We start from the raw sequence: 24,356 nt of genomic DNA, 5'->3' as shown, positions 1-24,356 counted from the left end.
ATGTTGGTGATGGGAATTCTCAACGTCACACCGGATTCATTTGCCGACGGTGGCCTTCATTTTGATACAGATCTCGCAATCACACATGGCCGCGAGATGATTGAAGATGGCGTCGACATTATCGATATTGGGGGAGAATCAACGCGTCCCGGTGCTGATCGTGTATCTGCCGAAGAAGAACAAGCGCGAGTGATTCCTGTTATTCGAGAACTTGCCAAAGAGAGCGTGGTCATCAGTATCGACACCATGCGTGCATCAACTGCCAAGTTAGGTGTGGAAGCAGGCGCAACGATTGTGAATGATGTCAGCGGAGGAGCCGCCGACCCAGAGATGTTTTCAACAGTCGCCCAATTAGGCTGCAAATACACGCTTATGCATTGGCGTGGACACTCTAAAGATATGAATTCAAAGGCGATTTATTCAGATGTTGTAGCCGAAGTGATTGAAGAGATTTCAATTCAATTAGATAAGGCGCTAGCTGCTGGCATTAAGCGAGAGAACATCATTCTTGACCCGGGCATTGGCTTTGCAAAAGATGCTGAACATAACTGGGAAATCCTTAACCGTATCGATGAATTCATTGCGCTTGGCTACCCAGTGCTCATTGGGCATTCACGTAAACGTTTTCTTGGTGGCGATACGCCTGATGATCGCGAAGAAGCGACGGTACAGGTCACTCAATCGCTTGTCGGCAAAGGTATCTGGGCAGTTAGAGTTCATGGCGTGAAGGCGAATAAGGAAGCGATTACCTCATGAGCGACAAGATTTCCTTAAAAGGTATCTGGGGCTTTGGATATCACGGAGTCTTTGATCATGAAGCAAAGAATGGTCAAGATTTCTTTGTTGATCTTGAAATTTCACTCGATCTTTCTAAGCCAAGCAGGTCAGATAATCTTGCCGAGACGATTGATTACGGCTCATTAGCTGATCTAGTTGTAGAAGAAATTACCGGTGAACGAGTTCAGCTCATCGAAAGACTTGCAGGACGCATTGCAGATCGCATTAAATCGGGCCACCCAGAGATAACTGCAATTGCTGTGACAGTACATAAACCGAAAGCACCGGTTTCAGCTCAGACTTCAGATATCTCGGTAACGATTACCCGATGAAGGCAGTGGTCGCACTTGGCGCCAATATCGGCAATCCAAGTGAACAGATGAATTTGGCAATTGCCATGCTGAAGGAAGCCACCGAAGTAATTGCAATCTCTAGTTTTTATACAACAAAACCAGTCGGCGGTCCGGAACAACCCGATTACATCAACGCTGTCTGCATTCTTGAAAGTGAACTGCCAGCCCTGGATTTACTTTCGCTTCTTCAAGGAATAGAAAAATCACTTGGTCGCGAACGTATCGAAAGATGGGGACCTCGCACGATTGATCTCGATCTCATTCAGTATGGATCACTTCTGAGTAAGGCCGAAGAGCTCGAACTCCCACATCCGCGTGCACATGAACGCCGCTTTGTTATTGAGCCATGGCATGAGATTGAACCTGATGCTGTTCTGCTTACACACGGCAAAATCTCTGAACTTTTGGCGCAACTGCCTTAACGCCTTAGAATTCACTTACTGCCTGCCCGGTACCTGAAAGGACTGGAGCCATGAAAGTAGTAACAAATGCTCGCGAGCTTCCTTCTGCCTGCGCATTTGTTCCAACAATGGGCGCCCTTCACGCGGGACATGCATCTCTCTTTCAGCTTGCAAAGAAATATAGCGAGAACGTTGTTGCAAGTATTTTCATCAATCCACTGCAATTTGAGAGTCAAGAAGATTTAGCGAAGTACCCGCGTACCCCTGATATTGATATTGAAATCGCAGCAACAGCCGGAGTTACACATCTCTGGCTGCCAAATCAATCAGAGATTTATCCAGAAGGATTTGCAAAGCAATCAGCTGGTCCAATTGGTGATATCTATGAAGGTAAATCTCGGCCAGGACACTTTGATGGAGTTCTTACCGTTGTTCGCCGCCTCTTTGATTTAGTTAATCCCACAGTTGCAATCTTTGGCGAGAAAGATTTCCAACAATTGCATTTGATTAAGGCAATTGCCGGTGAAGTAGAAATCATTACCGCTCCTACGGTTCGTGAAAACGATGGACTTGCAATGTCTTCTCGCAATGTTCGATTGACTCCAGAAGGTCGAACCGCGGCAACTGTTATCTATAGGGCTCTGACTCAGGCAAAGACTGAGGAAGAGTTAAGAGCGATATTGGCGACTGAACCTGCTTTCACCGTTGATTATGCAGATTTCATTGATGAGCAGAGTTTCACGCACGCTCAATCGTCCTCTAGTGATCTCCGTGCAATTGTCGCTGGCTGGATTAATGGAGTGCGTTTGATTGACAATATGCCTATGGGAATTCGCGCATGAAGCTCTTGGCACCGGCACCAGGCTGGACCGCTTCTGCTGACGTGATTGTTGTCGGATCAGGTATCGCAGGTCTTACTACTGCTCTGCAATGCCGCACATATGGTCTATCTGTCTTACTTGTAACTAAAGCGCGCGTTGATGAAGGCTCAACCAAGTGGGCTCAAGGCGGTATCGCTGCAGCCCTTGGCGATGGTGATTCACCTGAAGCGCATGAGAAGGACACACTCGTTGCAGGCGCTGATCTTTGTGATGTTGAAGCGGTCCGCGTACTAGTTACAGAAGGACCTGAAGCAGTTCGTAAGTTAATTGAAAGAGGAGCAATCTTCGATAAGGAAGATAGCGGCGAAATTGCTTTGACACGCGAAGGCGGACATTTACGTAATCGCATTCTTCATGCTGGAGGGGACGCAACTGGCGCCGAAGTTTCACGTGCGCTTCTTGCTGCAGTGCAGAACGATCCAGAGATTGAAGTTCTAGAACACGCGCTCGTTCTTGATGCGCTCAAGAACGATATCGGCGAAGTCTGCGGCGTAACTCTCCACGTAATTGGTGCAGGTAGCCGAGATGGTGTTGGCCGTGGACTTGCACGTGCTGTTGTTCTTGCAACTGGTGGACTTGGCCAAGTTTTTGCTCAGACAACAAATCCATCTGTTTCAACTGGTGATGGCGTTGCGCTAGCACTTCGCGCAGGTGCCAAAGTTGCTGATGTTGAATTCATTCAATTCCACCCAACAGTTTTATGGCTGGGCGATAACTCTGAAGGACAACAGCCGCTGATAAGCGAAGCCGTTCGTGGAGAAGGTGCATACCTCGTCGACGATAACGGAAAGCGGTTTATGCAAGACATTCACCCACTTGCAGAACTAGCTCCTCGCGATGTTGTTGCAATTTCAATTATGCGCGTCATGAATAAGACAGGTGCGCATCATGTTTGGCTCGATGTCCGACACCTTGAAGGATTTAAGGAACGATTCCCAACAATTTATGCATCATGCATTTCACATGGCATTGACCCACTTAAGGATTTGATTCCCGTAGCCCCTGCATCGCACTACGCATCTGGCGGAGTTCGTGTAGATCTAAATGGACGTACAAGCGTTAACGGCCTCTATGCATGCGGTGAAACAGCATGTTCGGGCGTTCATGGCGCTAACCGCCTGGCATCAAATTCACTCCTTGAAGGTCTCGTCTTCAGCGCGCGCATTGCTGCAGATATTGCTGAGAACCTGCCAGAGAAAAGTGATCCTGTTGAGAACGCATCACAAGCAATACTGCTTGACCCAAAGGTTCGTCATGAGATTCAAGTGAGTATGAGCCGTGGCGCCGGAGTACTTCGCTCATCAGATTCACTATTGAAGACCAGCTCAGATTTAACTCGTATTGAAGATAAGAAGAGCACAGAACCGTGCGTTGAAGCCTGGGAGACAACGAACTTGTTCCAGCTTGCACAAGCGATTCTTAAAGCTGCGCTCATTCGCCAAGAAACTCGCGGATCGCACTGGCGCGAAGATTTTCCTGAGACAAGTAATCAATGGAAGAAGCGCATTGTCCAACATCTTGATCAAAAGGGTTATTGGACGAGTGGATACCAAGAAGTGGGTAGCAAATGATTGATCGCGACTTAATCAAACGGGCACTTGCTGAAGATTTGCAAGGCGGAGAAGACATCACATCCGTTGCAACTGTTTCAGGTGATGAGAAAGTTGTTGCCGATTTTATTTCTCGAAAGTCTGGTGTTGTGGCTGGAATCGAAATGGCGCGCGCGGTTCTTGAAGAAGTAGGGCTCACCGATATTGTCGTTCACGTTCAAGATGGAAGCTCAGTGAGCACCGGCGACGTATTAATGACTGTCCGTGGCGATACCCGTGCCATTCTTCTTGCAGAGCGCACAGCACTTAACTTCTTAGGTCACCTCAGTGGTATTGCAACGCTGACTCGTACATGGGTTGATGCGATTGCAGGTACACAGTGCGAAGTTCGCGATACCCGCAAGACCACTCCAGGTATGCGTTTACTAGAAAAGTACGCAGTCCGTATGGGCGGCGGAACAAATCATCGAATGTCCCTCAGCGATGCTGCGCTGATTAAAGATAACCACATTGCTGCAGCGGGCGGCGTGGCAGAAGCATTCTCAAAGGTCCGCGCTAAGTTCCCAACGTCAGAGATTGAAATTGAGGTCGATACCTTGGATCAATTGCGTGAAATCTTGCCACTCAAGCCCGATCTCGTCCTTCTCGACAATATGAGCCCAGCGCAATGCGCAGAAGCTGTTTCTATCGTTGCAGGAGCTACAAAGCTTGAAGCCTCAGGCGGAATCTCACTTGAAAACGCAAAGGCATATGCAGTCACAGGAGTTAATTACCTAGCGATTGGCGCACTGACCCACAGCGCACCAGTTTTTGATATCGGTTTAGATCTGAGAGCGGAGTAGCGATGCTATTAACAGTCGATGTAGGAAATACAAACACAGTTCTTGGAATCTTCGATAAGCAAGATCTCGTTAAGTCGTGGCGCGTTAAGACCGACCCACGCACTACGGCTGACGAACTTTGGCTTCAATACAGCGCACTCATTAGCGGATATCCACTGACAGGGTTATCAATCTGTTCAACAGTGCCGGCAACGTTGCGTGAACTTCGCACCATGATTGCAACTTACTTTGCGGATATTCATACAACGATTGTTGAACCAGGAACTAAGACTGGTGTTCAGCTACTCGTTGATAATCCAAAGGAGATCGGCGCCGACCGCATCGTCAACACTCTTGCAGCGCATACTTTGTATGGCGGACCAGCAATCGTTGTTGATTTCGGAACTTCGACAAACCTCGATGTTGTATCTCCTAAGGGTGAATTCCTTGGCGGCGCACTCGCTCCCGGAATTGAAATTTCTGTCGATGCACTTGCTGCTCGTGCTGCACAACTTCGTAAAGTGGAATTGGTTCGCCCAAAGAGCGTCATTGGAAAGAACACCGTCGAAGCTCTGCAATCCGGAACAATCTTTGGATTTGCAGGACAAGTCGATGGCCTCGTTGATCGCATTACTGCAGAGCTTGCAAAGGATTACGACGAAGCTCCTACAGTTATTGCTACGGGCGGCTTAGCCCCACTCATCATCGGCGTCTCTGACACAATCGATGAGCACGAACCAGATCTCACTCTTATCGGTCTACGCCTTATTCATGAGAAGAATCAGTAGCGATAAAAGGTAGACTCAATGCCCTATGACAACCGATAACACGCCTGCGACAGAAGACGACCTACCCGAGCAACTTCGGATCCGTCGTGAGAAGCGCGCCAGCCTTATTGAGCGTGGAATCGAGCCATACCCAGTCGCGGTTGCCCGCACCAAATCTCTCAAAGAGGTCCGCGAGAAGTACACCGGTCTTGAAATCGATGTAGCTACCGGAGATATCGAGAGCCTTACTGGCCGCATCATTTTTAAGCGCGATACCGGCAAGCTCTGTTTTGCAACTCTTCGCGAAGGCGATGGCACTGAACTTCAAGCGATGTTATCTCTCGACAAAGTTGGTCAAGAACAACTCGATGCCTGGAAATCAGATATCGATTTAGGCGACATGGTCTCTGTTACGGGCGAAATCATTACCTCAAAGCGCGGCGAGCTTTCTATCCTTGCAAATTCATGGACGCTAGCATCAAAGTCACTTCGTCCACTTCCTAATGATCACAAGCCGATGTCTGAAGAGACTCGCGTTCGTATGCGTTATGTAGATTTGATTGTTCGCCCAGAAGCTCGCACAGCAGCGCGTATGCGTCCAGCGGTCATGCGTTCACTTCGCGATACATTTAATAACGAAAGCTTTATTGAAGTTGAAACACCGATGCTTCAAGTTATGCACGGCGGCGCAGCAGCTCGTCCATTTAAGACTTTCAGTAATGCATACGACATGGATCTCTTTATGCGTATTGCACCAGAACTCTTCTTAAAGCGCTGCGTTGTCGGCGGCATCGAGCGCGTCTTTGAAATCAACCGTAACTTCCGCAACGAAGGTGCAGATTCTTCTCACTCTCCAGAGTTCGCAATGGTTGAGTCATATATGGCTTACGGGGATTGGCGTTCAATCGCAGATGTAACACGCTCACTTATTCAGAACGCAGCAATGGCTGTTGCTGGTTCACACGTTGTTACACACCACGATGGTCGCCAAGCCGACCTCGGTGGCACTTGGAAAGAAATTTCTCTCTACGACGCAATCTCTGAAGGCGTTGGCGAGCAGGTAACAGCACTTACTTCGATTGATGAACTTAAGAAGTACGCCACAAAGCTCGGCATGAAGATTGACCCAAAGTGGGTAACTGGCAAGCTCGCGGAAGAGATTTTCGAGCATGTTGCTCAGGATAAGTTAATCGAACCAACATTTGTTATGGGTTATCCCGTCGACACTTCTCCACTTGTTCGCGCACACCGCGAAATTCCGGGCGTCGTAGAAAAGTGGGATCTCTACGTTGATGGTTTCGAACTTGCAACTGGTTACTCAGAACTTATCGACCCAGTAATTCAACGCGATCGTTTAGTTGAACAAGCACAGCTTGGCGCTAAGGGCGATCTCGAAGCGATGCAGGTTGATGAAGATTTCTTACGTGCGATGGAATTTGGAATGCCACCAATGGGCGGAATGGGAATGGGCGTTGATCGTCTTCTCATGGCTCTTACTGGTCTTGGAATCCGCGAAACAATTTTGTTCCCACTTGTTAAGCCAGAAATTGATTAACAATGTTGGTTATTCGCTCAGCTAAGACAACAGACGTAAAGGCAATTCGCGAACTCGTTGATTCCTATGCGGCACCTGGTCAGATGCTTGCAAAAGAGACGGTCACACTTTACGAAGGTGTTCAAGAATTTACTGTCGCAGAACTTGATGGAAAAGTTGTCGGTTGCGGAGCACTTCACACGCTTTGGGAAGATTTAGCTGAAGTTCGTACGGTGGCTGTTCAAAAAGATTTGCATAAGCAAGGAATCGGTCACAAAATCATGGAGCGCATTATCGAACGTGCGCGCGAAGTAGGCGTTGAAAGAATTTTCTGCCTCACATTTCAAACAGAGTTCTTTGGTCGCCATGGCTTTGTTGAAATTCATGGAACACCGGTTGATCAAGAGGTCTACCAGCAGCTCCTGCGCTCCTATGACGCCGGTGTAGCCGAGTTCCTAGATCTCGAATCGGTGAAGCCAAATACCCTCGGCAATACCCGCATGCTTCTCAACCTCTAGACCCTGCCGGGAATATCGAGCCCATATATGGGGTTCTACTGCCCATAGAGCTATCCACCTCGCGCCTTCCCTAGGCTGGGTTATAGGCTTACGACAGATTCAATGAATAGAAGGAGTTCCGCCCATGTTTGAGCGCTTTACCGATCGAGCTCGACGCGTTGTTGTCCTAGCTCAAGAAGAAGCACGCATGCTCAACCACAACTACATCGGCACCGAACATATCCTCCTCGGCCTCATCCACGAAGGTGAAGGCGTCGCTGCCAAGGGTCTTGAATCACTTGGTATTTCACTCGAAGGCGTTCGCGCACAGGTTGAAGAAATTATTGGACAAGGTCAGCAGGCACCAAGCGGCCACATTCCATTTACTCCACGTGCAAAGAAAGTTCTCGAACTCTCATTGCGTGAAGCGCTACAACTTGGCCACAATTACATTGGCACAGAACATATTTTGCTCGGACTCATTCGCGAAGGCGAAGGCGTTGCAGCGCAGGTACTCGTCAAGCTCGGCGCCGATCTCAATCGTGTTCGCCAGCAAGTAATTCAACTTCTCTCTGGCTACCAAGGCAAAGAAACTGTTTCACAAGGCGGACCTGCTGAAGGAACACCATCTACATCATTGGTACTCGATCAATTCGGTCGCAACCTCACACAGGCAGCACGTGAAGGAAAGCTCGATCCAGTGATCGGTCGCGAACTCGAAGTAGAGCGCGTTATGCAGATTCTTTCTCGCCGTACAAAGAACAATCCGGTTCTTATCGGCGAACCAGGTGTTGGAAAAACCGCAGTTGTCGAAGGTCTTGCACAAGCAATTGCAAAGAACGATGTCCCTGAAACTCTCAAGGATAAGCAGCTCTACTCACTCGATCTGGGTGCACTCGTTGCAGGTTCACGTTACCGCGGAGATTTCGAAGAGCGCCTCAAGAAGGTTCTTAAAGAGATTAAGACTCGCGGCGACATCATTATCTTTATCGATGAAATTCACACACTCGTTGGTGCAGGCGCTGCAGAAGGTGCAATCGATGCTGCAAGCATTCTTAAGCCAATGCTCGCACGCGGTGAGCTCCAGACAATCGGTGCAACAACTCTCGATGAGTACCGCAAGCACATCGAAAAAGATGCAGCTCTTGAGCGTCGTTTCCAGCCGATTCAGGTGAAAGAGCCATCAGTTGCTCACACCATCGAAATTCTTAAGGGTCTTCGCGATCGTTACGAAACCCACCACCGAGTTTCAATTACAGATGGTGCGCTCTCTGCCGCTGCAAATATGGCAGATCGCTACATTTCAGATCGCTTCCTTCCAGATAAGGCGATCGACCTTATTGATGAAGCAGGTTCACGTCTTCGCATTAAGCGCATGACAGCACCAGCTGAACTCCGCGAATTCGATGACAAGATTGCTGAAGCTCGTAAGGCTAAGGAATCTGCAATCGACGGACAAGATTTTGAAGGCGCTGCAGCTCTTCGCGATAAGGAGAAAACTCTTATCCAAGAGAAGCAAGAAGCTGAAAAGAATTGGAAGGCAACTGACCTCGATAAGGTCACTGAAGTAGATGAAGAACTCATCGCTCAGGTACTTTCAGCATCAACTGGTATTCCAGTATTTAAGTTGACTGAAGAAGAGACAGCGCGTCTTCTCCGTATGGAAGATGAACTACACCGTCGCGTTATTGGACAAGATCAAGCGATCAAGGCGTTGTCACAAGCAATCCGCCGAACACGCGCAGGCCTTAAGGATCCAAAACGTCCTGGTGGTTCATTTATCTTCGCTGGTCCTTCTGGCGTTGGTAAGACAGAACTTTCACGCACACTTGCATCATTCCTATTCGGTGATGAAACCGCTTTGATCCAACTCGATATGTCTGAATACTCAGAGCGCCACACAGCGTCTCGTTTATTCGGTGCACCTCCAGGGTATGTGGGTTACGACGAGGGCGGACAGCTCACTGAAAAGGTACGTCGCCGTCCATTCTCAGTTGTTCTCTTCGATGAAATCGAAAAGGCACACCCAGATATCTTCAACTCACTTCTTCAGGTTCTTGAAGATGGTCGCCTTACAGATTCACAAGGTCGCACCGTTGACTTCAAGAACACAGTCATCATCATGACTACAAACCTGGGTACCCGTGACATCTCTAAGTCACTCGGGCTTGGCTTTGCTAACGCCGATGATGACCTCACAAATTACGATCGCATGAAGGGCAAGGTTCAAGACGAACTCAAGAACCACTTCCGCCCAGAATTCCTTAACCGTATCGATGACGTCATCGTCTTCCACCAGCTCACCAAGGATCAGATCATTCAGATCGTTGATCTCATGATCGCTGGACTCGATGAGCGTCTTAAGGCTAAGGACATGGGAATCGAACTCACACAGGCAGCTAAGGATCTTCTGGCAGCTCGTGGATATGACCCACTTCTTGGTGCGCGTCCATTGCGTCGCGTTATTCAGCGCGAGATCGAAGATTCACTCTCAGAGCGAATCTTGTTTAGCGAGCTCAAGGCTGGCGAAATCATTGTTGTAGATGTTGAAGGTGTCGACGCAGATGCGAAGTTCACCTTTAAGGGATCACCAAAGGTTTCAACACCTGACAGCCCTGAAGATCTCGCTGAAGCACCAACAGCGTAATTATTGCTAGCTTCGCGGTAGAGAGAATTTTTCTTTACCGCGAAGTTCAATAAGCCCATCATCAAGCAGAGTTATCAAAGCTTTCTCGAGCTGAGATGGAACATCCCATAACTGAGCTATCTGCGCTTTAGTCAGCACATCATTTTCACGAAGTGCTTGAACAACAGTCCCGCGACATTGGCGATCAGTGCCATGCCAACTCTGTGTGCGCTTTACGACATCTGACTTTGGATAATCAAGGCTGCGCCAGATGCAATCGTTTGCAACAGGACAGATTCCACATTTAGGAGATTGTGAAGTGCAGACAAGTGCACCGAGCTCCATTGTGGCCGCGGCCCACAAATGCGGGTCCTTCTTCGGAATCAGCGCTTCATAACGTGATTTCTCATCTTTGGTTGCCGACAACTTAGGTGTTTCTACTCCATCAATAATGCGTGCAAAGAGGCGGCGAATATTAATATCGAGTACAAGTGAGCGACCACCAAATGCGAAGGCAACCATTGCAGCCGCTGTGTACTCACCGATTCCTGGAAGTTTGCGCAGCTCAGACTCTTCACGCGGAATAACGCCTTTATATTCCGATGTAATTACCTTGGCGCATTCATGTAAACGTAAGGCTCGACGCGGATAACCAAGACGACCCCATGCAGTAATTACTTCGGCAGGTGTCGCTTTAGCTAGCTTTGCAGGAGTTGGCCAGCGCTTCATCCACTCGGTATATACCGGAAGAACTCGATTGACTGGTGTTTGCTGCAACATGAATTCAGAGACGAGAACGCCCCATGTGTCAGTCTTGCGCCAGGGGAGATCACGTTTATTCTTCTTAAACCAAGAAATGATCTCTTTCTCGAGCATTATTCGCCGGTGATTTTTACTCGCTGCAGCGCTTGATCAAGTCTAGAAACTTCAACGATTTCCATTCCATCAATCTTCACATCAGAACCAGTTGGAACAAGTGCGCGCTTAAATCCAAGGCGATAGGCCTCAGCGAGACGACGCGATACTCCACTTACTTTGCGGATTTCACCAGCAAGTCCAACTTCACCGATGGCGACGAGATCTGCAGGAAGAGCTAAACCTTTTGCAGCAGATGCGACAGCGAGAGCGAGTGCTAAATCTGCAGCAGGTTCAGACATCTTCATTCCGCCGACAGTTGCGGCATAGACATCGCGACCACCGACGCGAATATGTGCGCGTAGTTCGAGGACGGCGAGAGTCATTGAAGTACGTGCTGAATCGAGGCCGCTAGTAACGCGACGAGCATTTCCGAAATCATTTTCACGGCCTGCGCTAACAAGTGCTTGAATTTCAGCAAGAAGGGGACGGCGACCTTCGAGAGTGACCGTGACGCAAGTTCCTGGCACTGGTTCGGCGTGACGGGATGTAAAGAGACCAGTTGGGTCGAGAACACTTTCGATGCCAGTGTCGCTGAGATCAAAACACCCAACTTCATCGCTGGCGCCAAAACGGTTCTTGATGGCACGGATCAAACGAAGGCGCGAATGACGTTCGCCTTCAAATTGCAGAACAACGTCGACGATATGTTCGAGAAGACGAGGACCTGCAATAGATCCATCTTTAGTGACATGGCCGACTAACAAGAGAGTGATATCGCGGTCTTTGCAGATGCGAATAAGTGCACCCGCAACTTCGCGAACCTGAGTTACTCCACCAGGTGAACCATCAGCAGTCGATGATCCGATTGTCTGAACAGAGTCGATAATCAAGAGCTCAGGTTTCACTGCATCAACATGCGCAATGACTGCACCTAAATCAGTTTCAGAGGCCAGGAATAATTGAGGGTCTACTGCGTTAATGCGTTCAGCGCGCAAACGAACTTGTGAAGCTGATTCTTCACCAGATATATAGAGCGCAGGAATTCCTTTAGCCGCTGTTTGTGCCGCAACAGATAAGAGAAGAGTTGATTTACCGACGCCAGGTTCGCCAGCGAGCAAGATTGCAGCACCTGGAACTAAACCGCCACCAAGTACGCGATCGAGTTCAGAGACGCCGGTTGCGCGCGCACGGGCGGAAGAGAGATCGACATCGCCGATAGGAGTTGCTTTAGAGGTAACAGAGCCTGCAACGAGTGAGAGTTTCTTTGGGGCAGCTAACTCTTCGACAGAGCCCCATGCTTGGCATTCTCCGCAGCGGCCAACCCATTTCTGGGATGTCCAACCACATTCGGTACAGCGGAATGGATCCTTCTCAACCTTGGCCATAGTCGTAGGTTAGGGGAAGGAGCTGACTACTTGCCGGCGGCGATAGTTGCTGGGTGTTGAATAACGAAGAGCGGCAACGAGCGCGCCTGCGCATCGCGGATACCTTGGATACGGCGGTCACAGTGTTCAGCCAGGATTGCATAGGCATCCTTACCCATCAACTGTGAAAGTTCTGCCTTATTAGAGATGTAGACCGGTTCGCTTCCGACATGTGCATCGGTATTGCTTGTGCAGTACCAATCGAAATCATCACCGCCATCGCCCCAACCAAGACGTTCGTATTCGCCGATGACTGTTACTGAATATTCGCGCTCGCCCACTTCGCGAGTTTCATAGCTACGACGCAATGGAAGTTGCCAACATACATCTGGCTTTGTATCTACAAAGTGAATGCCACGCTTCTGGGCGAGGTGGTGAAGTACGCAACCAAATGAACCGGTAAATCCTGGAGCTTCATAACCTTTACGGTTAAGGAAGATGCAGGCATCGTTAACAGTACGAGTTTTGCGTTCTTTATCTTCATCTAAATCTGTGATGCGAAGTTGTCCGCCTGGTTTCTTTGGACGAGCTTCTTCATAGAACTGCCACATATCGGGCGTTAAATATTCTGCTGCTTTACGAGTGCGCTCTTCATCGGCCTCATCTGAGTACATCGCACCTTCTGTGCAACACCCATCATTGGGACGATCCTTAAATACACCTTGGCAACCATCGCCGTAGATGCAGGTCCAGAAGGAGGTCAACCAGGTCAGATCACACTTAAAGATTTCTTCTTCATCATTTGGATCTGTGAATTCGACCCAGTCGCGAGCGAAACCTGGCTTTATCTCTGACATAGTCGCAGAGCCTACGCGTACTCTTTCGCCATGGCTAATCAGATAGCAGTAGTTGGTGCGGGTGTAATGGGCGAAGCTTTCATTGCCGCCCTCATTCGTTCAGGTGTTCCTGCGCATTCAATCACCGCTGTTGTACGCCGCCCTGAAAGAGGCGAAGAGTTATTAACTAAGTATTCAATCTCTGTTAAACCTCTGGAAGATGCCCTCAAAACAAGTGATGTGGTTCTTCTAGGTATCAAACCGCAAGGACTTGCTGATCTCATGCCCGAGATTGCCCCACACCTCAAGAGCGATGCTCTCGTTATCTCGCTGCTCGCCGGAAAGACCATTGCTGGCATTTCAGCTGGTCTCAATAACCATGCCTCCATTGCCCGCGTGATGCCAAATACTCCAACGCTGATTGGTAAGGGAATGGCTGGTTATTCACTCAGTGCTGGCGTTACTGATGCACAGAAGAAGTTTGTCGATTCACTTCTCGCTGCAACTGGTAAGGCGATTGAGATTCCTGAAGATCTGCAGAACGCGCTCACCGGAACAAGTGGTTCGGGCCCTGCCTACTTCTTTAGATTTGTTGAAGCGATGGTTGATGGCGCAGTTGCAATGGGTCTTTCTCATGAAGATGCAACCACCCTAACCATTCAAACGATTGTCGGAGCAGCAGCCCTTCTCGATGAATCAGGCGATACACCAACTCGACTTCGAGAAAAAGTGACAAGCCTAAAGGGCGCAACTGCTGAAGCACTTGCAGTTTTTGATGAGGCTGGAATTTCAAAGATAGTTGCCGATGCGATGGCAGCATCTGCTCGTCGCGCTGGAGAACTCGCCCAATAATGAGACGTATTTCAATATTCCTCGTTCTATTACTGGTTGGAACAACACCTGCGGTTGCAGCACCTAAATCAGTTGCACTAAAGAAGTTAACAATTGTGGCGACCGTTGCTGGCGCTGAAAAACTGGTTCTATCTGGAAAAACGCTTGTCACAGTAAGTAATAGCGATGGTCCCAATACAAACATTCTCCTTACCGGGATGGATATCAAAGGCGCTCAGCTCTGGCAGAAGACCATCGATTCAGGAGCCGATGAAGTCGCACTCACTACCGCTGTAGATCCACTGGGAAATATATGGCTCGCAGGTGCTGCATCAAGTATTACTGCGCCAGAGTCAGCAACTGCAGTCATTCAAGCTGAGAATCCAGATGGCGTAGTTGCTGAACCCACCACAAAACTTCGCAGTGATGTAAATATTCTCACTCTCTGGAAAGTTTCAGCTCTCGGTGAAGTCCTTGCTACATACTCTTCAGCGCAACTTGCACCGCCCTTGATCAATGCAATTTCAGTAAATTCATCCGGAGTCTCTGTCGTCGGACAGTTGCAAGATAAGCCCTTCCTACTGAGTGCAAATAACGCAGGAACTTTTGGAAAGTTACTTTCAATTGGTACCGCAAAGACTCAACTCAATGCAGTTCTTCGACATGGCGATGGATCAATCTCTGTATTTGGCAGCAGCGCTGAAACTCTTGGCGGCAAAAAGCTGGCAGGAGTTCGAGATGGCGTTCTCATTAAAGTCTCTAAGACTGGCGCCATCGCTTCGGTAGTCAGAAGCTCAGCACCAAAGGCAGATCGCTCTTGGATTGCTTCTGATTCAACGCTTACCCTGACTGGCTATGTAAAGTCTGGCAAGGTTATTGAATCGGCATTCACCAAATTCACATCTGCTTTTGCACCAACATGGACACTTCGCGTCCCATCAACAGGAAGCTCACTTGTTCAAAGCGCAGGAAGTACAACGTACGGAGCGCTGCAATCAAATTCAGTTGTTTCAGGTGTTACTGGTTGGAGACCAACCGTTCCGTCACTCTTGCTTCTCTCATTTGATGCAAAGGGAGTTGTCACGAGTGCATCGGGGTCGACTGAATTAACGGAAGCGCTCTCACTTGCATATTCAAAAGATGTAGGGCTTGTAGGTTTAGCTAGAACAAGTGCTCAATCGGTGGCGATTTTTACAATCGCTTAAGGGCGAAACATGGAAAGCTGGCCTTTATAGCCAGCCACCAAATAACGAACACGATCGACAACAACCCATGCTGAATCAATTCCTTCTGGACGTTGCTCGGATGAAACCAATTTGATGACAGGCACTGCTCTCGCGCTATCGAGAACACAGAGTCTTTGCTGGCAGTTGTAAGCAATGAAAGCTCCGTCGGTGTTGAGATATTTGCCGGGAACTCCATAGTTCTCGCTCGTGGCAACGCTCTGAGTCGGATTGCTCTGGACTGGGCTCCAACGAATTCGGTTTGGATTAGGCGCTGTGGCTGGAGAGGAAATCAACCAGGTTGCTTGCAGGCCGTTGAGAGTCTTTGCGATAGAGATATCAAAGCCAGTCATTGGGGTAGCGCTACCTGAAGAGTCGAGGTTGTAGTAACTCCAAGCTTCGGCAGAGAGAGTATTTCGAGAGGCAACACGTACTTCACCAGACGTTGCTTGCTTCTTCTGGTTGATCGTTAACACAGAGTCGTAGACAACGTAGGTCTTCTTGCCATCAAAGAGCGCTTTCAAGTGGAATGCAACATCGCCGGTACTGCGACCATCAGTCTTGCGATCGCCATCAACAAGTTCATAGCTCCACTTTGTTGAGCCCTTAACTTTTGTTGCACCTAAGAGAATTCCTTGGCTCTCATCACGATAGAAGACTTGAATGCCGCCGGCAGTTGCCACACATGCGTTAGAAACGCTGACATCACTTCCGGTTCGTACGCGAACAGGGTCCTTGTAGTCATTTACCTGAACACCATTGCCATCAACAATTTCGTAGACAAATTTCTTGCCATCGTATGTTGCATAGCGAAGGTCTCGGTCATCACTCTCTGAGTAGAAGATATGGAGCAGTTGCTTCGTTCCAGATCCATTGACGCAGAGTGAAATTGTGCTGGTGATCTTAGATTTGGTCTTTCCTGATGTTCCGCCTGCGCCATCGACAGTTGTGCGCTTCCAAGACTTTCCATCCCAAGCGGCAATCTTCAAGATTCCGCTCTTGCTATCTGTATATGCAATGAGAGGCTTACCGTTGAAGGTAGTACTTGTGACATGACGTGCATCAGCTTTGTCATCAATCACAAAGCGCTTCCACCCAGCCTGCGGAGTAATTGGCGCCGTAATTACGGCGTCTGAAGTTCCATTTGTATTGCTTGCGACGATGCTAAAGCTGTAGCTGGTGCCATTCTTAAGTCCAGTAAATGTGATGGGGGATTCTGTAGAACTCTTCACTTGATCTGTCTTGAGATTGCGCACCGAATAACTAGTGATCTGCGCAGTTCGCGCATTAGCTGGTGGATCAAAGGTAACAATCGCTGAGCTATCGGCGATAAGCGCTGTCGCATTTCGAACTGTCTGCGGAATACCAACTGCAACGCCCACAGGTGGCTTACGACGGAGGTCTTCCATCATTGCAAGCAGAAGGGTTCCGGGCTCTCTAAAAATTTCACCTGCATCAAGATTGGGGGTCATGATCGAGTTTGCGCCTAGGTTTGCATACGTTGCTTCATCAAGATGGCTTACCGAAGAGCCTTCTTCATAACGAGCAGGTGTATACAAGATTGGTTTAGCTCCGCCATTAGCGGCCATGCCCAACGGCCCAGCCCAAACAAGTGTCGATGTCAGTGCTTTACCTAACTCGATAGATGGAGATGGCAGGTCGGATAAACGACGGCCATCTGGAAGTTGCGCATAGGCATCGTATGGAGTTGGCTGCTCGATTGTTCCGTAGCCAAAGAATTGATCATAGGAATCGGTTGAGAGAAATCCGAGTCCATGGCCCATCTCGTGCAAGAAGACTGATTGAAGATCGTATTCATTGAGTTTTGGTGAACCATCTCCGCGAGTGTTCCACTGCGCCAATGAATTTACCTGAATAACCATCTCAGGATTTTCTGGTTCCAGATCTTTTCCAGCGAGAGCATTGGCAAGAGCCGATGGATACCAAAGGCTCTGATCGGGTGCGCCATCGAAACCTGAGTAGTAATTACCAGGACGCGCACTTCCAAGAACTCCGTAGGAAGCAGAACGCCCCCATGATGCATCGATAGTAATTTGTGGCGTTGATGCAAAGTTGGCTGACCAGATATCTACTGCAGCTTGGAAATCTCGCTTCGCCCATTCAGGAAAATTCTTATAGTTAACAACAAATTTAGATTTCTGTTCAAGGTAGGCAACTTTCGGTGGTCGAGTTTCGGCGACTCCGGTTGCCTTACCTGCATAGGTGTAACCCCACACGGTTGATGGCGCGACTTTAAAATTTGATAGCGCAACTGATTGAGTTGGAAGAAGAATTGAGGCGAGAAGGCCGAGAACAAGGGCAAATGTGCTGCTCTTTCTCAATTGGCCTCTCATAGCGGGTAACGCTATCAGGGTGCGAGAATGCAGTCATGGTTACCGTTTACTCTCGCCACGGCTGTCACCTTTGTGAAGATGCTGTGAAAACCTTAGAGAGCATGCGCGAGGAACTCGCATTTGAGATTGAGATTATCTATATCGATGGAGATGCAGAACTAGAAAAGCTATATGGAAATGAAGTTCCGGTCATTCACATCAATGGCGAGCACCACGACTTCTACAGAGTAGATCGAGAACGCTTTAGAACTTCCCTTGAAAAACATCGTCGGCATCAATAATTCGATATGAATAACCTTGCTCAGCAAGGAAGCGCTGGCGGTTCTGTGCAAAATCTTGATCGATAGTGTCGCGTGAAACAACTGAGTAGAACTTAGCTCCACGCCCATCTGCCTTTGGTCGCAAGATTCGTCCAAGGCGTTGCGCCTCTTCCTGACGAGAACCAAATGCACCAGAAACCTGAATCGCGATTGTTGCTTCCGGAAGGTCGACAGAGAAGTTGGCAACCTTTGAAACAACAAGGCAGGTAACTTCGCCAGTGCGGAATGCAGCAAATAGTCGCTCGCGTTCCTTCTGGGGCGTATCGCCCTTGATGAGTGGAACACCTAAAGTTTCAGAGAGATCATCGAGCTGATCAATGTACTGACCGATAACAAGCACTTGTTCATTTGCGTGGTGCGCAACTAGCTCTTCAACAACATTGCGCTTTGTGCGCGTAGTTGCGCAGAAGCGATAACGCTCTTCAGGCTCGGCGGTTGCATAGGAGAGACGCTCTGCTTCAGTGAGGTTGACGCGAACTTCAATACATTCAGCAGGTGCGATATATCCCTGCGCTTCAATCTCTTTCCAAGGAACATCAAAACGCTTTGGCCCGATGAGTGAAAAGACTTCGCCTTCCATTCCATCTTCGCGAACGAGCGTTGCAGTGAGCCCGAGGCGACGACGAGATTGAATATCAGCGGTAAAGCGGAAGATTGGCGCAGGAAGTAGATGGACTTCGTCGTAAATAATCAAACCCCAGTCATGGGTATCGAAGAGGTCGAGGTGGGCGTAAACACCATTCTTCTTCTTGGTCATAACTTGGTATGTAGCAATAGTTACAGGGCGAATTTCTTTCTTTGATCCTGAATATTCGCCGATCTCATCTTCATTAAGAGTCGTGCGTTTTAAAAGTTCATCACGCCACTGGCGAGCAGCAACGGTATTGGTTACAAGAATGAGCGTTGTTGCTTTTGCATGTGCCATCGCAGCCGCGCCAACAATTGTCTTTCCGGCGCCACAAGGAAGAACTACTACGCCAGAGCCACCATGCCAGAATCCTTCAGCTGCATGCTCTTGATACTGACGAATCTTCCAGCCATCCTCTTTCAGTGCAATGTCATGAGCTTGGCCATCTACATAACCGGCAAAATCTTCTGCGGGCCAACCAAGGCGAAGAAGTGATTGTTTAATCTGTCCGCGCTGACTTGGATGAACTGCAATCGTTTCCTTATCAATGCGAACACCTAGAAGTGGTGCAATCTTCTTTGCGCGGATTACTTCTTCGAGCACGCCGGTATCGGTAGTCACAAGAATAAGTCCGTGAACGGGATCTGCCTCTAAGCGAAGACGGCCATAACGAGACATGGTCTCAGCGACATCTACGAGCAATGAATGAGGAACTGCGTAACGTGAATATTTAATAAGTGTGTCGATAACGAGCTCAGCATCGTGGCCTGCAGCGCGCGCATTCCAGAGACCAAGGTTTGTTAAGCGATAGGTATGAATATGTTCTGGTGAACGTTCGAGTTCAGCAAATGGTGCAATCGCACGGCGACATTCAGTGGAGAGAACGTGATCTACATCGAGAAGAAGAGTTTTATCGCTCTGGACAATCAGTGGTCCATCGGTCATGAGAGCAAATCCTTAATAAACGCGTGAAGGAAATCGCTACGTTCTTGCATAGTAGAGATGCTTACCCATTCGTTAGGCGCATGTGCACCGCCGCCTACTGCGCCGAGGCCATCAAGTACTTGTGCACCAGCTGCTGCAGCGAAGTTTCCATCGCTTGCTCCGCCAACTTCAGCGCAGCCAAGTGGCTTCATTCCAATAGCTGCAGCAACTTTCTCTGCTCGTTCGTATAGAGCCTTAGTTGAAGTTGGTTGCAGCGGTGGGCGATTAAGTCCACCTGTAATTTCAAGGCGAGCCTTTGGATTAACTGCCTTAAAGCTTTTGATTGCCGCATCTACTCTTTCGAGTTCTGCTTGCGAGAATGAACGAGCATCAATATCGAGCACCGCTAAATCTGGAACTGTATTTGTTGTATTTCCAGAGTGAAGAAGAGTTGGGACAACAGTTGTTCCATGCTCTGCACTTTCCAGTGCAGCAAGTGCCAAAATCGCATGTGCAATTTCAGTTGTGGTGTTGACGCCCTTTTCAGGTTCGAGACCAGCATGTGCTGCCAAACCATGAACCTTGATTTGATACATCGCAGTTCCCTTGCGGCCTGTCTTTACCTTGCCATCAAGAGAAGCTTCAAGAACAAGAACAGCCTTTGCCTTTGCAGATAGCTCCTTGATGAGCGCCTTCGATGCATGGCTTCCGGTCTCTTCATCAGTTGTTGCAACGAGCGCAACAGATCCTTCAATTCCCTTAAGCGCATAGAGCGCCTGAATAAATCCCGCCTTCATATCGAATGTTCCAGGACCACGGAGAACATCGCCCTTAACTTCCCAGAGCGGTTGGTATGAACCATGTGGCCACACTGTGTCGAGGTGAGCAAGAACTAATACATCTGGTTGTTCTTCGCCCCACCAGAAGACAGGACGTCCTTCAATCTCTTTAATCTGTGCAGGAACACCAAGAACGCGTGTTGCGATGTCGCTGGCTAAGCGAACTACTGAGCGACATGCCTCAAGATCTTCAGTGGGGGATTCACACCGAACGAGTGCTTCTAGGGCTGCCAACATAGGCTCAAGTCTGCCGTATTCAGGTGCTTTCTCGCTGGTCATAACGCTGCAACCCCCGTAATACGCGCGATTCGGAAGGTCTGTACTTCACCGGTGGCGTGATCGCGCGCAATAAGTGAACCGGCAGATAATTTCAATGGATCAATGATTCTGTGTGAAACCAGACCATTGTTATCTGCATATCCAATAGAGAGAGATTTTGCGGGTTGGTTCTGCAAGTAATCACTCAATAGTTCGAGAGTTTCATTTGCCGTTGTGCGGGGAAGTGAACCAAGTGCTTCCGTTGCGATATTGCGCATCGTGCTCTGCTTGCGGCTTGATTTCTCGCCAGTACGAAGTGCGCGAAGCGCTCCTTCAATCTGAATCTCATCTGGTTTATCAATTTCACCAATGATGCGTGGTGGTCGCGCTTTAGTTTGTGCACGTTGGATACGTGGACCACTCAGCAGAAGACCTCGTGAATCTTCAGCAGCCGGTAGATAACCGCAACTACGCAAAATGTTCATCGCTTCTGCTGCATCATGTCCACAGATAAGTACTTCAGGAGCAATCTTGCGTAGCCCAAGAATGTCTAGTCGCTTATCTCCGAGTATCTGAGTAATCAGCGTTGCATCTTCGCAACGAATAAAGGAAGCGGTGTTTCCAACACGTAACTTGCCATGCTTCTTCGCAACATCAGCAATCAGATATTCGAGTGGTTGTGGCATTGGTGTCTTTGACGTCTTGGCGAGGAATTTAGAAATCTCTTCGCCTGTTCGTCCGTGATCTAATCCGCGACGAATTGATCCTTCCGAGAATCTAAATACCGTTGCACCACCGCGTGATTCAACATCGGCTATGAGTGCAAGCTCTTGGGCAACTTCATGTTCAAGTGGGCCAGGAGCAATTGCAGTGTTGTCGCTTTGAATAAGGATGTGATCAACAGCCTTAGGAAGGTCAGTATCAATCGTTGCGCTATCGCCGCCTTCGAGGAAATCAGCACCATATGAAGATAAAACGCCCTGCCCAGTGATGCCTAGCCATTCTGCTTCGCGCAGAGTCCAGAGAACGTAATCCTTCTGAAGCCCACCTGCACGCTTTGCCGGCGCCAACCATTGAGCTGTGGCGAAGAGTGATTCAACGTCAACTGCAACGTCTGAATTTTCTTGCAAGAGAGTGAGAACTAAACGACGCGTTGTTGCAGCCGAAGAGCGATCAAGCTCTGGCCCAAGCGGAGCAACGTTCTTGCTTCCTTCTTTTCCAACAAGTCCGGAAAGACGGGAAGTGGTGAGCCAAGCGGATGCAAGGAATTGCCACTTAGTTGAAGCGTTCTGCGTTAACCAAATATCAAATTGATGCGTAGGAAGAATCTTGTCATCAGGGTCAATTGTGAGCAGACCCGATAGATATGCAACTTCTGCAACAAATGCAGTACATGACTCATCGACACCTAAGTGAAGTGAGAGTTCTTTGAGATCGCGGACGCCTAGACCACCCGAGCGAAGTGCTGTTGCAGGTTCTTGCGCCCAGAAGTTAAGAACTTCTTCGGTCCAACGTAAGAACGTGGTGATATTTGCGATTGCAGCAAGTTGCACATTGCGGTTGTCTCGCTTGCTTCCCGTTACAGGTGGTTGGGTATTCTCAAGTTCACGATGAACTTTATTTCCACGCAGATAGATTGCTACTTCACGGGGGAGAACAACAGTCTGTTGGTTAAATGGAATTAAGAAACCTTCTTCGAGTAACCAGGCAACACCAGCGCTTGGCTTCTTAATATCTGCAATAGAACCGCGTGGAGGTCCCCAGACCATCGCATCGAGAACTTTCTTGGATGCAGCTGGAACTTCATCGAGTTTCTTTAACTTCAACTTTGACATCGATGCCGGACCAAGCCCAGCAACTTCATTTCCAAGTACTTCCTTAAGAGTCGTTGGAGTACGCAGCCCATCTTTATCTTGATAGATAAGTCCTCGATCGATAAGCCCCGGAATAACAAAAAGCGCTGATTTATCGGTAAGTGCAGCAACTTCCTTCTCTGTGAAAGGTTCAGCAAGTACGGCGCAGACTTCAAGAACCTGGAGTTGCCACTTATTAAGTGCATCTACAGCTCGCGCAAGGCTAGGCGCAGATGAGGCGCGCACTGCCAAGCTAGCCATATCGGGTGGAACTGGAGTTACAAGATCAGGGCGAAAGTTGAACATGGAAATTAACGCGGCATCATCGAGCCCGCGTAGATAGTCGGCGTAAGAGCGAATTTCCATAACCTGCCAACGATAGCCGTATGTGAGGTTGGCGCGCTAATTGAGTTTGGCGCCGAGGTGATTTAACGCTTGCGCGGAGTGAGCAGAGTACCCAGAGCTGCGAGTCGACTTACAGCAGGTCCTAGCAAGCGATTGATAAAACGTGCTCTGCGGAAATCGTGGATGGGCCAACCTTCCGCAAGTGCGCGGATACGCAAGACAGCATCAGGGTTAATTGCACATGGGTGGCCCACTGCTTGCAGCAATGGAATGTCATTGTGGCTATCTGAATATGAGTAGCAATTCTCTAAGTCGTAACCATGTAGGCGCGCAAGTTCTTGGATTGCAATCGCCTTTTCTGTGCCATGTAATAACTTTCCATCAAGAGTTCCGGTGTAGATGCCATTTTCAATCTGCGCTTTGCTTCCAAGGGCACCAGTTAATCCAAGGCGCTGAGCAATGATGTTTGCCATATCTTGAGGAGCCGCAGTAACAAGCCAGACTTCTTCACCTTTATCTAAATGGGATTTAGCAATTTCAAATGTTCCTTGCCAAAGCTTGGGCGAAACAAACTCGTCATAGATCTCTTCGCCAATTTTCTTAATGTCTTCAACGGCATGGCCACCAATGAAATCAGTTGCAGCATTTTGAAATTTCTCGATTACTTCTTTCTTTTCAGTACCTGTCATTCTGAATCTAATATTGGCGACAACAAATTTCGAGATATCGGCCTTGGTAAAGAAGCCGCGCTGGTACATCCCTCTTCCAAGAAAGTAGAGAGTCGAACCTCGGACGAGGGTGTTATCTACATCGAAGAAGGCTGCCCGCGTTGAGGTGAGTGCCATGTCACTACCCTAGCGATAAGGCTGGTTTTACGACGCTTTATGCTTACTCCATGAGTTCTACAGTCCACGTCATCCGTCACGGAGAAGTTGAGAATCCCAACAAGATTCTCTATGGACGTCAGCCTGGTTGGAGACTTTCCAAGCGTGGACAAGAGATGGCTGAAGTAATTGGCGAATGGTCAAAGGGAGTAAATCTCGGCGCACTTCATGTTTCACCATTGCAGAGAGCACAAGAAACCGCGGCGCCTATAGCTCGCGCACATGGATTAGAAATTAAGACAGATGATCGATTGATTGAAGCTGCAAATATCTTTGAAGGAAAATCATTTGAATTAGGTAGTGGCGTCCTCAAGCATCCATCTTCGTGGCGCCATCTTTACAACCCATGGAAGCCATCATGGGGCGAACCATATGAAGAGCAAATCTCTCGCATGCTTGCCGCAATCTTTGAGGCAAATAAGGCAGCACAAGGAAAAGATGCAATCGTTGTATCTCACCAACTTCCGATTTGGATTCTTCGCAGCGCAATCGAAGGTCGCTCAATGTTGCACGATCCGCGTAAACGCGAATGCACACTGGCATCTGTAACCAGCGTTCACTTCGATGACGAAGGAATGATTTCAGGAACTTCGTATACCGAACCTGCCAAACACTTGCTCCCACAAAAATAA

Annotated in this window: 22 protein-coding genes; 14 read left to right on the top strand and 8 right to left on the bottom strand. The window is 48.6% G+C overall.

Features of this window, described 5'->3' with window-relative positions; translation table 11 throughout:
* From folP to A1sIA56_RS06070, 10 genes are all read left to right on the top strand, one after another.
* Positions 1-756: a dihydropteroate synthase gene (folP, locus tag A1sIA56_RS06115; protein ID WP_095674013.1), complete on the top strand. Its 756-nt coding sequence runs from the start codon at positions 1-3 to the stop codon at positions 754-756.
* A complete protein-coding gene (gene folB, locus A1sIA56_RS06110; protein WP_095674012.1) occupies positions 753-1,109 on the top strand; it encodes a dihydroneopterin aldolase in 357 nt (118 codons plus the stop codon). Before folP ends, folB begins: the two co-directional genes overlap by 4 nt.
* The gene (gene folK / locus A1sIA56_RS06105; protein WP_095674011.1) at positions 1,106-1,552 is read left to right on the top strand and encodes a 2-amino-4-hydroxy-6-hydroxymethyldihydropteridine diphosphokinase; all 447 of its coding nucleotides are present in this window, start codon (positions 1,106-1,108) and stop codon (positions 1,550-1,552) included. Before folB ends, folK begins: the two co-directional genes overlap by 4 nt.
* Positions 1,553-1,602: 50 nt before the next feature.
* Positions 1,603-2,373, top strand: coding sequence for a pantoate--beta-alanine ligase (gene panC, locus A1sIA56_RS06100; protein ID WP_095674010.1), 771 nt, complete (start codon positions 1,603-1,605; stop codon positions 2,371-2,373).
* Positions 2,370-3,983 (top strand): L-aspartate oxidase, encoded by a 1,614-nt coding sequence (locus tag A1sIA56_RS06095; protein ID WP_095674009.1) that lies wholly within the window; start codon positions 2,370-2,372, stop codon positions 3,981-3,983. The genes panC and A1sIA56_RS06095 overlap by 4 nt, the downstream gene beginning before the upstream one ends.
* Positions 3,980-4,804 (top strand): carboxylating nicotinate-nucleotide diphosphorylase, encoded by an 825-nt coding sequence (gene nadC / locus A1sIA56_RS06090; protein WP_095674008.1) that lies wholly within the window; start codon positions 3,980-3,982, stop codon positions 4,802-4,804. The genes A1sIA56_RS06095 and nadC overlap by 4 nt, the downstream gene beginning before the upstream one ends.
* 2 nt (positions 4,805-4,806) lie before the next feature.
* Entirely contained in the window at positions 4,807-5,571 is a 765-nt protein-coding gene (locus A1sIA56_RS06085) for a type III pantothenate kinase (RefSeq protein ID WP_095674007.1), read from the top strand.
* Between the two features lie 25 nt (positions 5,572-5,596).
* Entirely contained in the window at positions 5,597-7,105 is a 1,509-nt protein-coding gene (gene lysS / locus A1sIA56_RS06080) for a lysine--tRNA ligase (RefSeq protein ID WP_095674006.1), read from the top strand.
* Positions 7,106-7,107: 2 nt separating this feature from the next.
* Positions 7,108-7,602: an amino-acid N-acetyltransferase gene (locus A1sIA56_RS06075; RefSeq protein WP_095674005.1), complete on the top strand. Its 495-nt coding sequence runs from the start codon at positions 7,108-7,110 to the stop codon at positions 7,600-7,602.
* A gap of 124 nt (positions 7,603-7,726) precedes the next feature.
* Positions 7,727-10,228 carry an ATP-dependent Clp protease ATP-binding subunit gene (locus A1sIA56_RS06070; protein WP_095674004.1) on the top strand — a complete coding sequence of 834 codons (2,502 nt, stop codon included), beginning with the start codon at positions 7,727-7,729 and terminating at the stop codon, positions 10,226-10,228.
* A 6-nt stretch (positions 10,229-10,234) separates the two neighbouring features.
* Here A1sIA56_RS06070 and A1sIA56_RS06065 read toward each other — a convergent pair whose 3' ends face one another.
* From A1sIA56_RS06065 to A1sIA56_RS06055, 3 genes are read right to left on the bottom strand one after another with little or no spacing between them, the layout of a single operon-like run.
* Positions 10,235-11,083 (bottom strand): HhH-GPD family protein, encoded by an 849-nt coding sequence (locus A1sIA56_RS06065; protein WP_095674003.1) that lies wholly within the window; start codon positions 11,081-11,083, stop codon positions 10,235-10,237.
* Positions 11,083-12,450 carry a DNA repair protein RadA gene (gene radA / locus A1sIA56_RS06060; protein ID WP_095674002.1) on the bottom strand — a complete coding sequence of 456 codons (1,368 nt, stop codon included), beginning with the start codon at positions 12,448-12,450 and terminating at the stop codon, positions 11,083-11,085. The genes A1sIA56_RS06065 and radA overlap by 1 nt, the downstream gene beginning before the upstream one ends.
* A gap of 26 nt (positions 12,451-12,476) precedes the next feature.
* Positions 12,477-13,286, bottom strand: coding sequence for a DUF3109 family protein (locus A1sIA56_RS06055; RefSeq protein WP_095674001.1), 810 nt, complete (start codon positions 13,284-13,286; stop codon positions 12,477-12,479).
* 30 nt (positions 13,287-13,316) lie between these two features.
* Here A1sIA56_RS06055 and proC point away from each other — a divergent pair, with 30 nt between their 5' ends.
* Together proC and A1sIA56_RS06045 are read left to right on the top strand one after the other, a co-directional pair.
* Positions 13,317-14,117 carry a pyrroline-5-carboxylate reductase gene (gene proC / locus A1sIA56_RS06050; RefSeq protein ID WP_095674000.1) on the top strand — a complete coding sequence of 267 codons (801 nt, stop codon included), beginning with the start codon at positions 13,317-13,319 and terminating at the stop codon, positions 14,115-14,117.
* Positions 14,117-15,301 carry a hypothetical protein gene (locus A1sIA56_RS06045; RefSeq protein WP_095673999.1) on the top strand — a complete coding sequence of 395 codons (1,185 nt, stop codon included), beginning with the start codon at positions 14,117-14,119 and terminating at the stop codon, positions 15,299-15,301. The genes proC and A1sIA56_RS06045 overlap by 1 nt, the downstream gene beginning before the upstream one ends.
* Here A1sIA56_RS06045 and A1sIA56_RS06040 read toward each other — a convergent pair.
* Positions 15,298-17,673 (bottom strand): fibronectin type III domain-containing protein, encoded by a 2,376-nt coding sequence (locus tag A1sIA56_RS06040; protein ID WP_095673998.1) that lies wholly within the window; start codon positions 17,671-17,673, stop codon positions 15,298-15,300. The two genes, A1sIA56_RS06045 and A1sIA56_RS06040, sit on opposite strands and share 4 nt — an antisense overlap.
* Before the next feature lie 35 nt (positions 17,674-17,708).
* On the opposite strand from A1sIA56_RS06040, the gene A1sIA56_RS06035 reads away from it, so the two are divergent.
* Positions 17,709-17,954: a glutaredoxin family protein gene (locus tag A1sIA56_RS06035; protein ID WP_095673997.1), complete on the top strand. Its 246-nt coding sequence runs from the start codon at positions 17,709-17,711 to the stop codon at positions 17,952-17,954.
* On the opposite strand, the gene A1sIA56_RS06030 is transcribed toward A1sIA56_RS06035, so the two are convergent.
* From A1sIA56_RS06030 to A1sIA56_RS06015, 4 genes are all read right to left on the bottom strand, one after another.
* On the bottom strand, positions 17,917-19,566 hold the full coding sequence (locus A1sIA56_RS06030; RefSeq protein ID WP_095673996.1) for a DNA repair helicase XPB: 1,650 nt from the start codon (positions 19,564-19,566) through the stop codon (positions 17,917-17,919). The two genes, A1sIA56_RS06035 and A1sIA56_RS06030, sit on opposite strands and share 38 nt — an antisense overlap.
* A complete protein-coding gene (locus A1sIA56_RS06025) occupies positions 19,563-20,663 on the bottom strand; it encodes a M20/M25/M40 family metallo-hydrolase (protein ID WP_223298430.1) in 1,101 nt (366 codons plus the stop codon). The genes A1sIA56_RS06030 and A1sIA56_RS06025 overlap by 4 nt, the downstream gene beginning before the upstream one ends.
* Positions 20,660-22,861, bottom strand: a complete 2,202-nt coding sequence (locus A1sIA56_RS06020; protein WP_095673995.1) for a helicase-associated domain-containing protein — start codon at positions 22,859-22,861, stop codon at positions 20,660-20,662. Before A1sIA56_RS06020 ends, A1sIA56_RS06025 begins: the two co-directional genes overlap by 4 nt.
* 62 nt (positions 22,862-22,923) lie before the next feature.
* Positions 22,924-23,685, bottom strand: coding sequence for an HAD family hydrolase (locus A1sIA56_RS06015; protein WP_095673994.1), 762 nt, complete (start codon positions 23,683-23,685; stop codon positions 22,924-22,926).
* 50 nt (positions 23,686-23,735) lie between these two features.
* Here A1sIA56_RS06015 and A1sIA56_RS06010 point away from each other — a divergent pair, with 50 nt between their 5' ends.
* Entirely contained in the window at positions 23,736-24,356 is a 621-nt protein-coding gene (locus A1sIA56_RS06010; protein ID WP_095673993.1) for a histidine phosphatase family protein, read from the top strand.

The sequence above is a fragment of the Candidatus Planktophila sulfonica genome (assembly GCF_002288065.1).
Taxonomy (GTDB): Bacteria; Actinomycetota; Actinomycetes; order Nanopelagicales; family Nanopelagicaceae; genus Planktophila; species Planktophila sulfonica.
The sequence above is the reverse complement of the archived record's forward strand: the minus strand, read 5'-3'. Positions and strand labels throughout refer to the sequence as shown.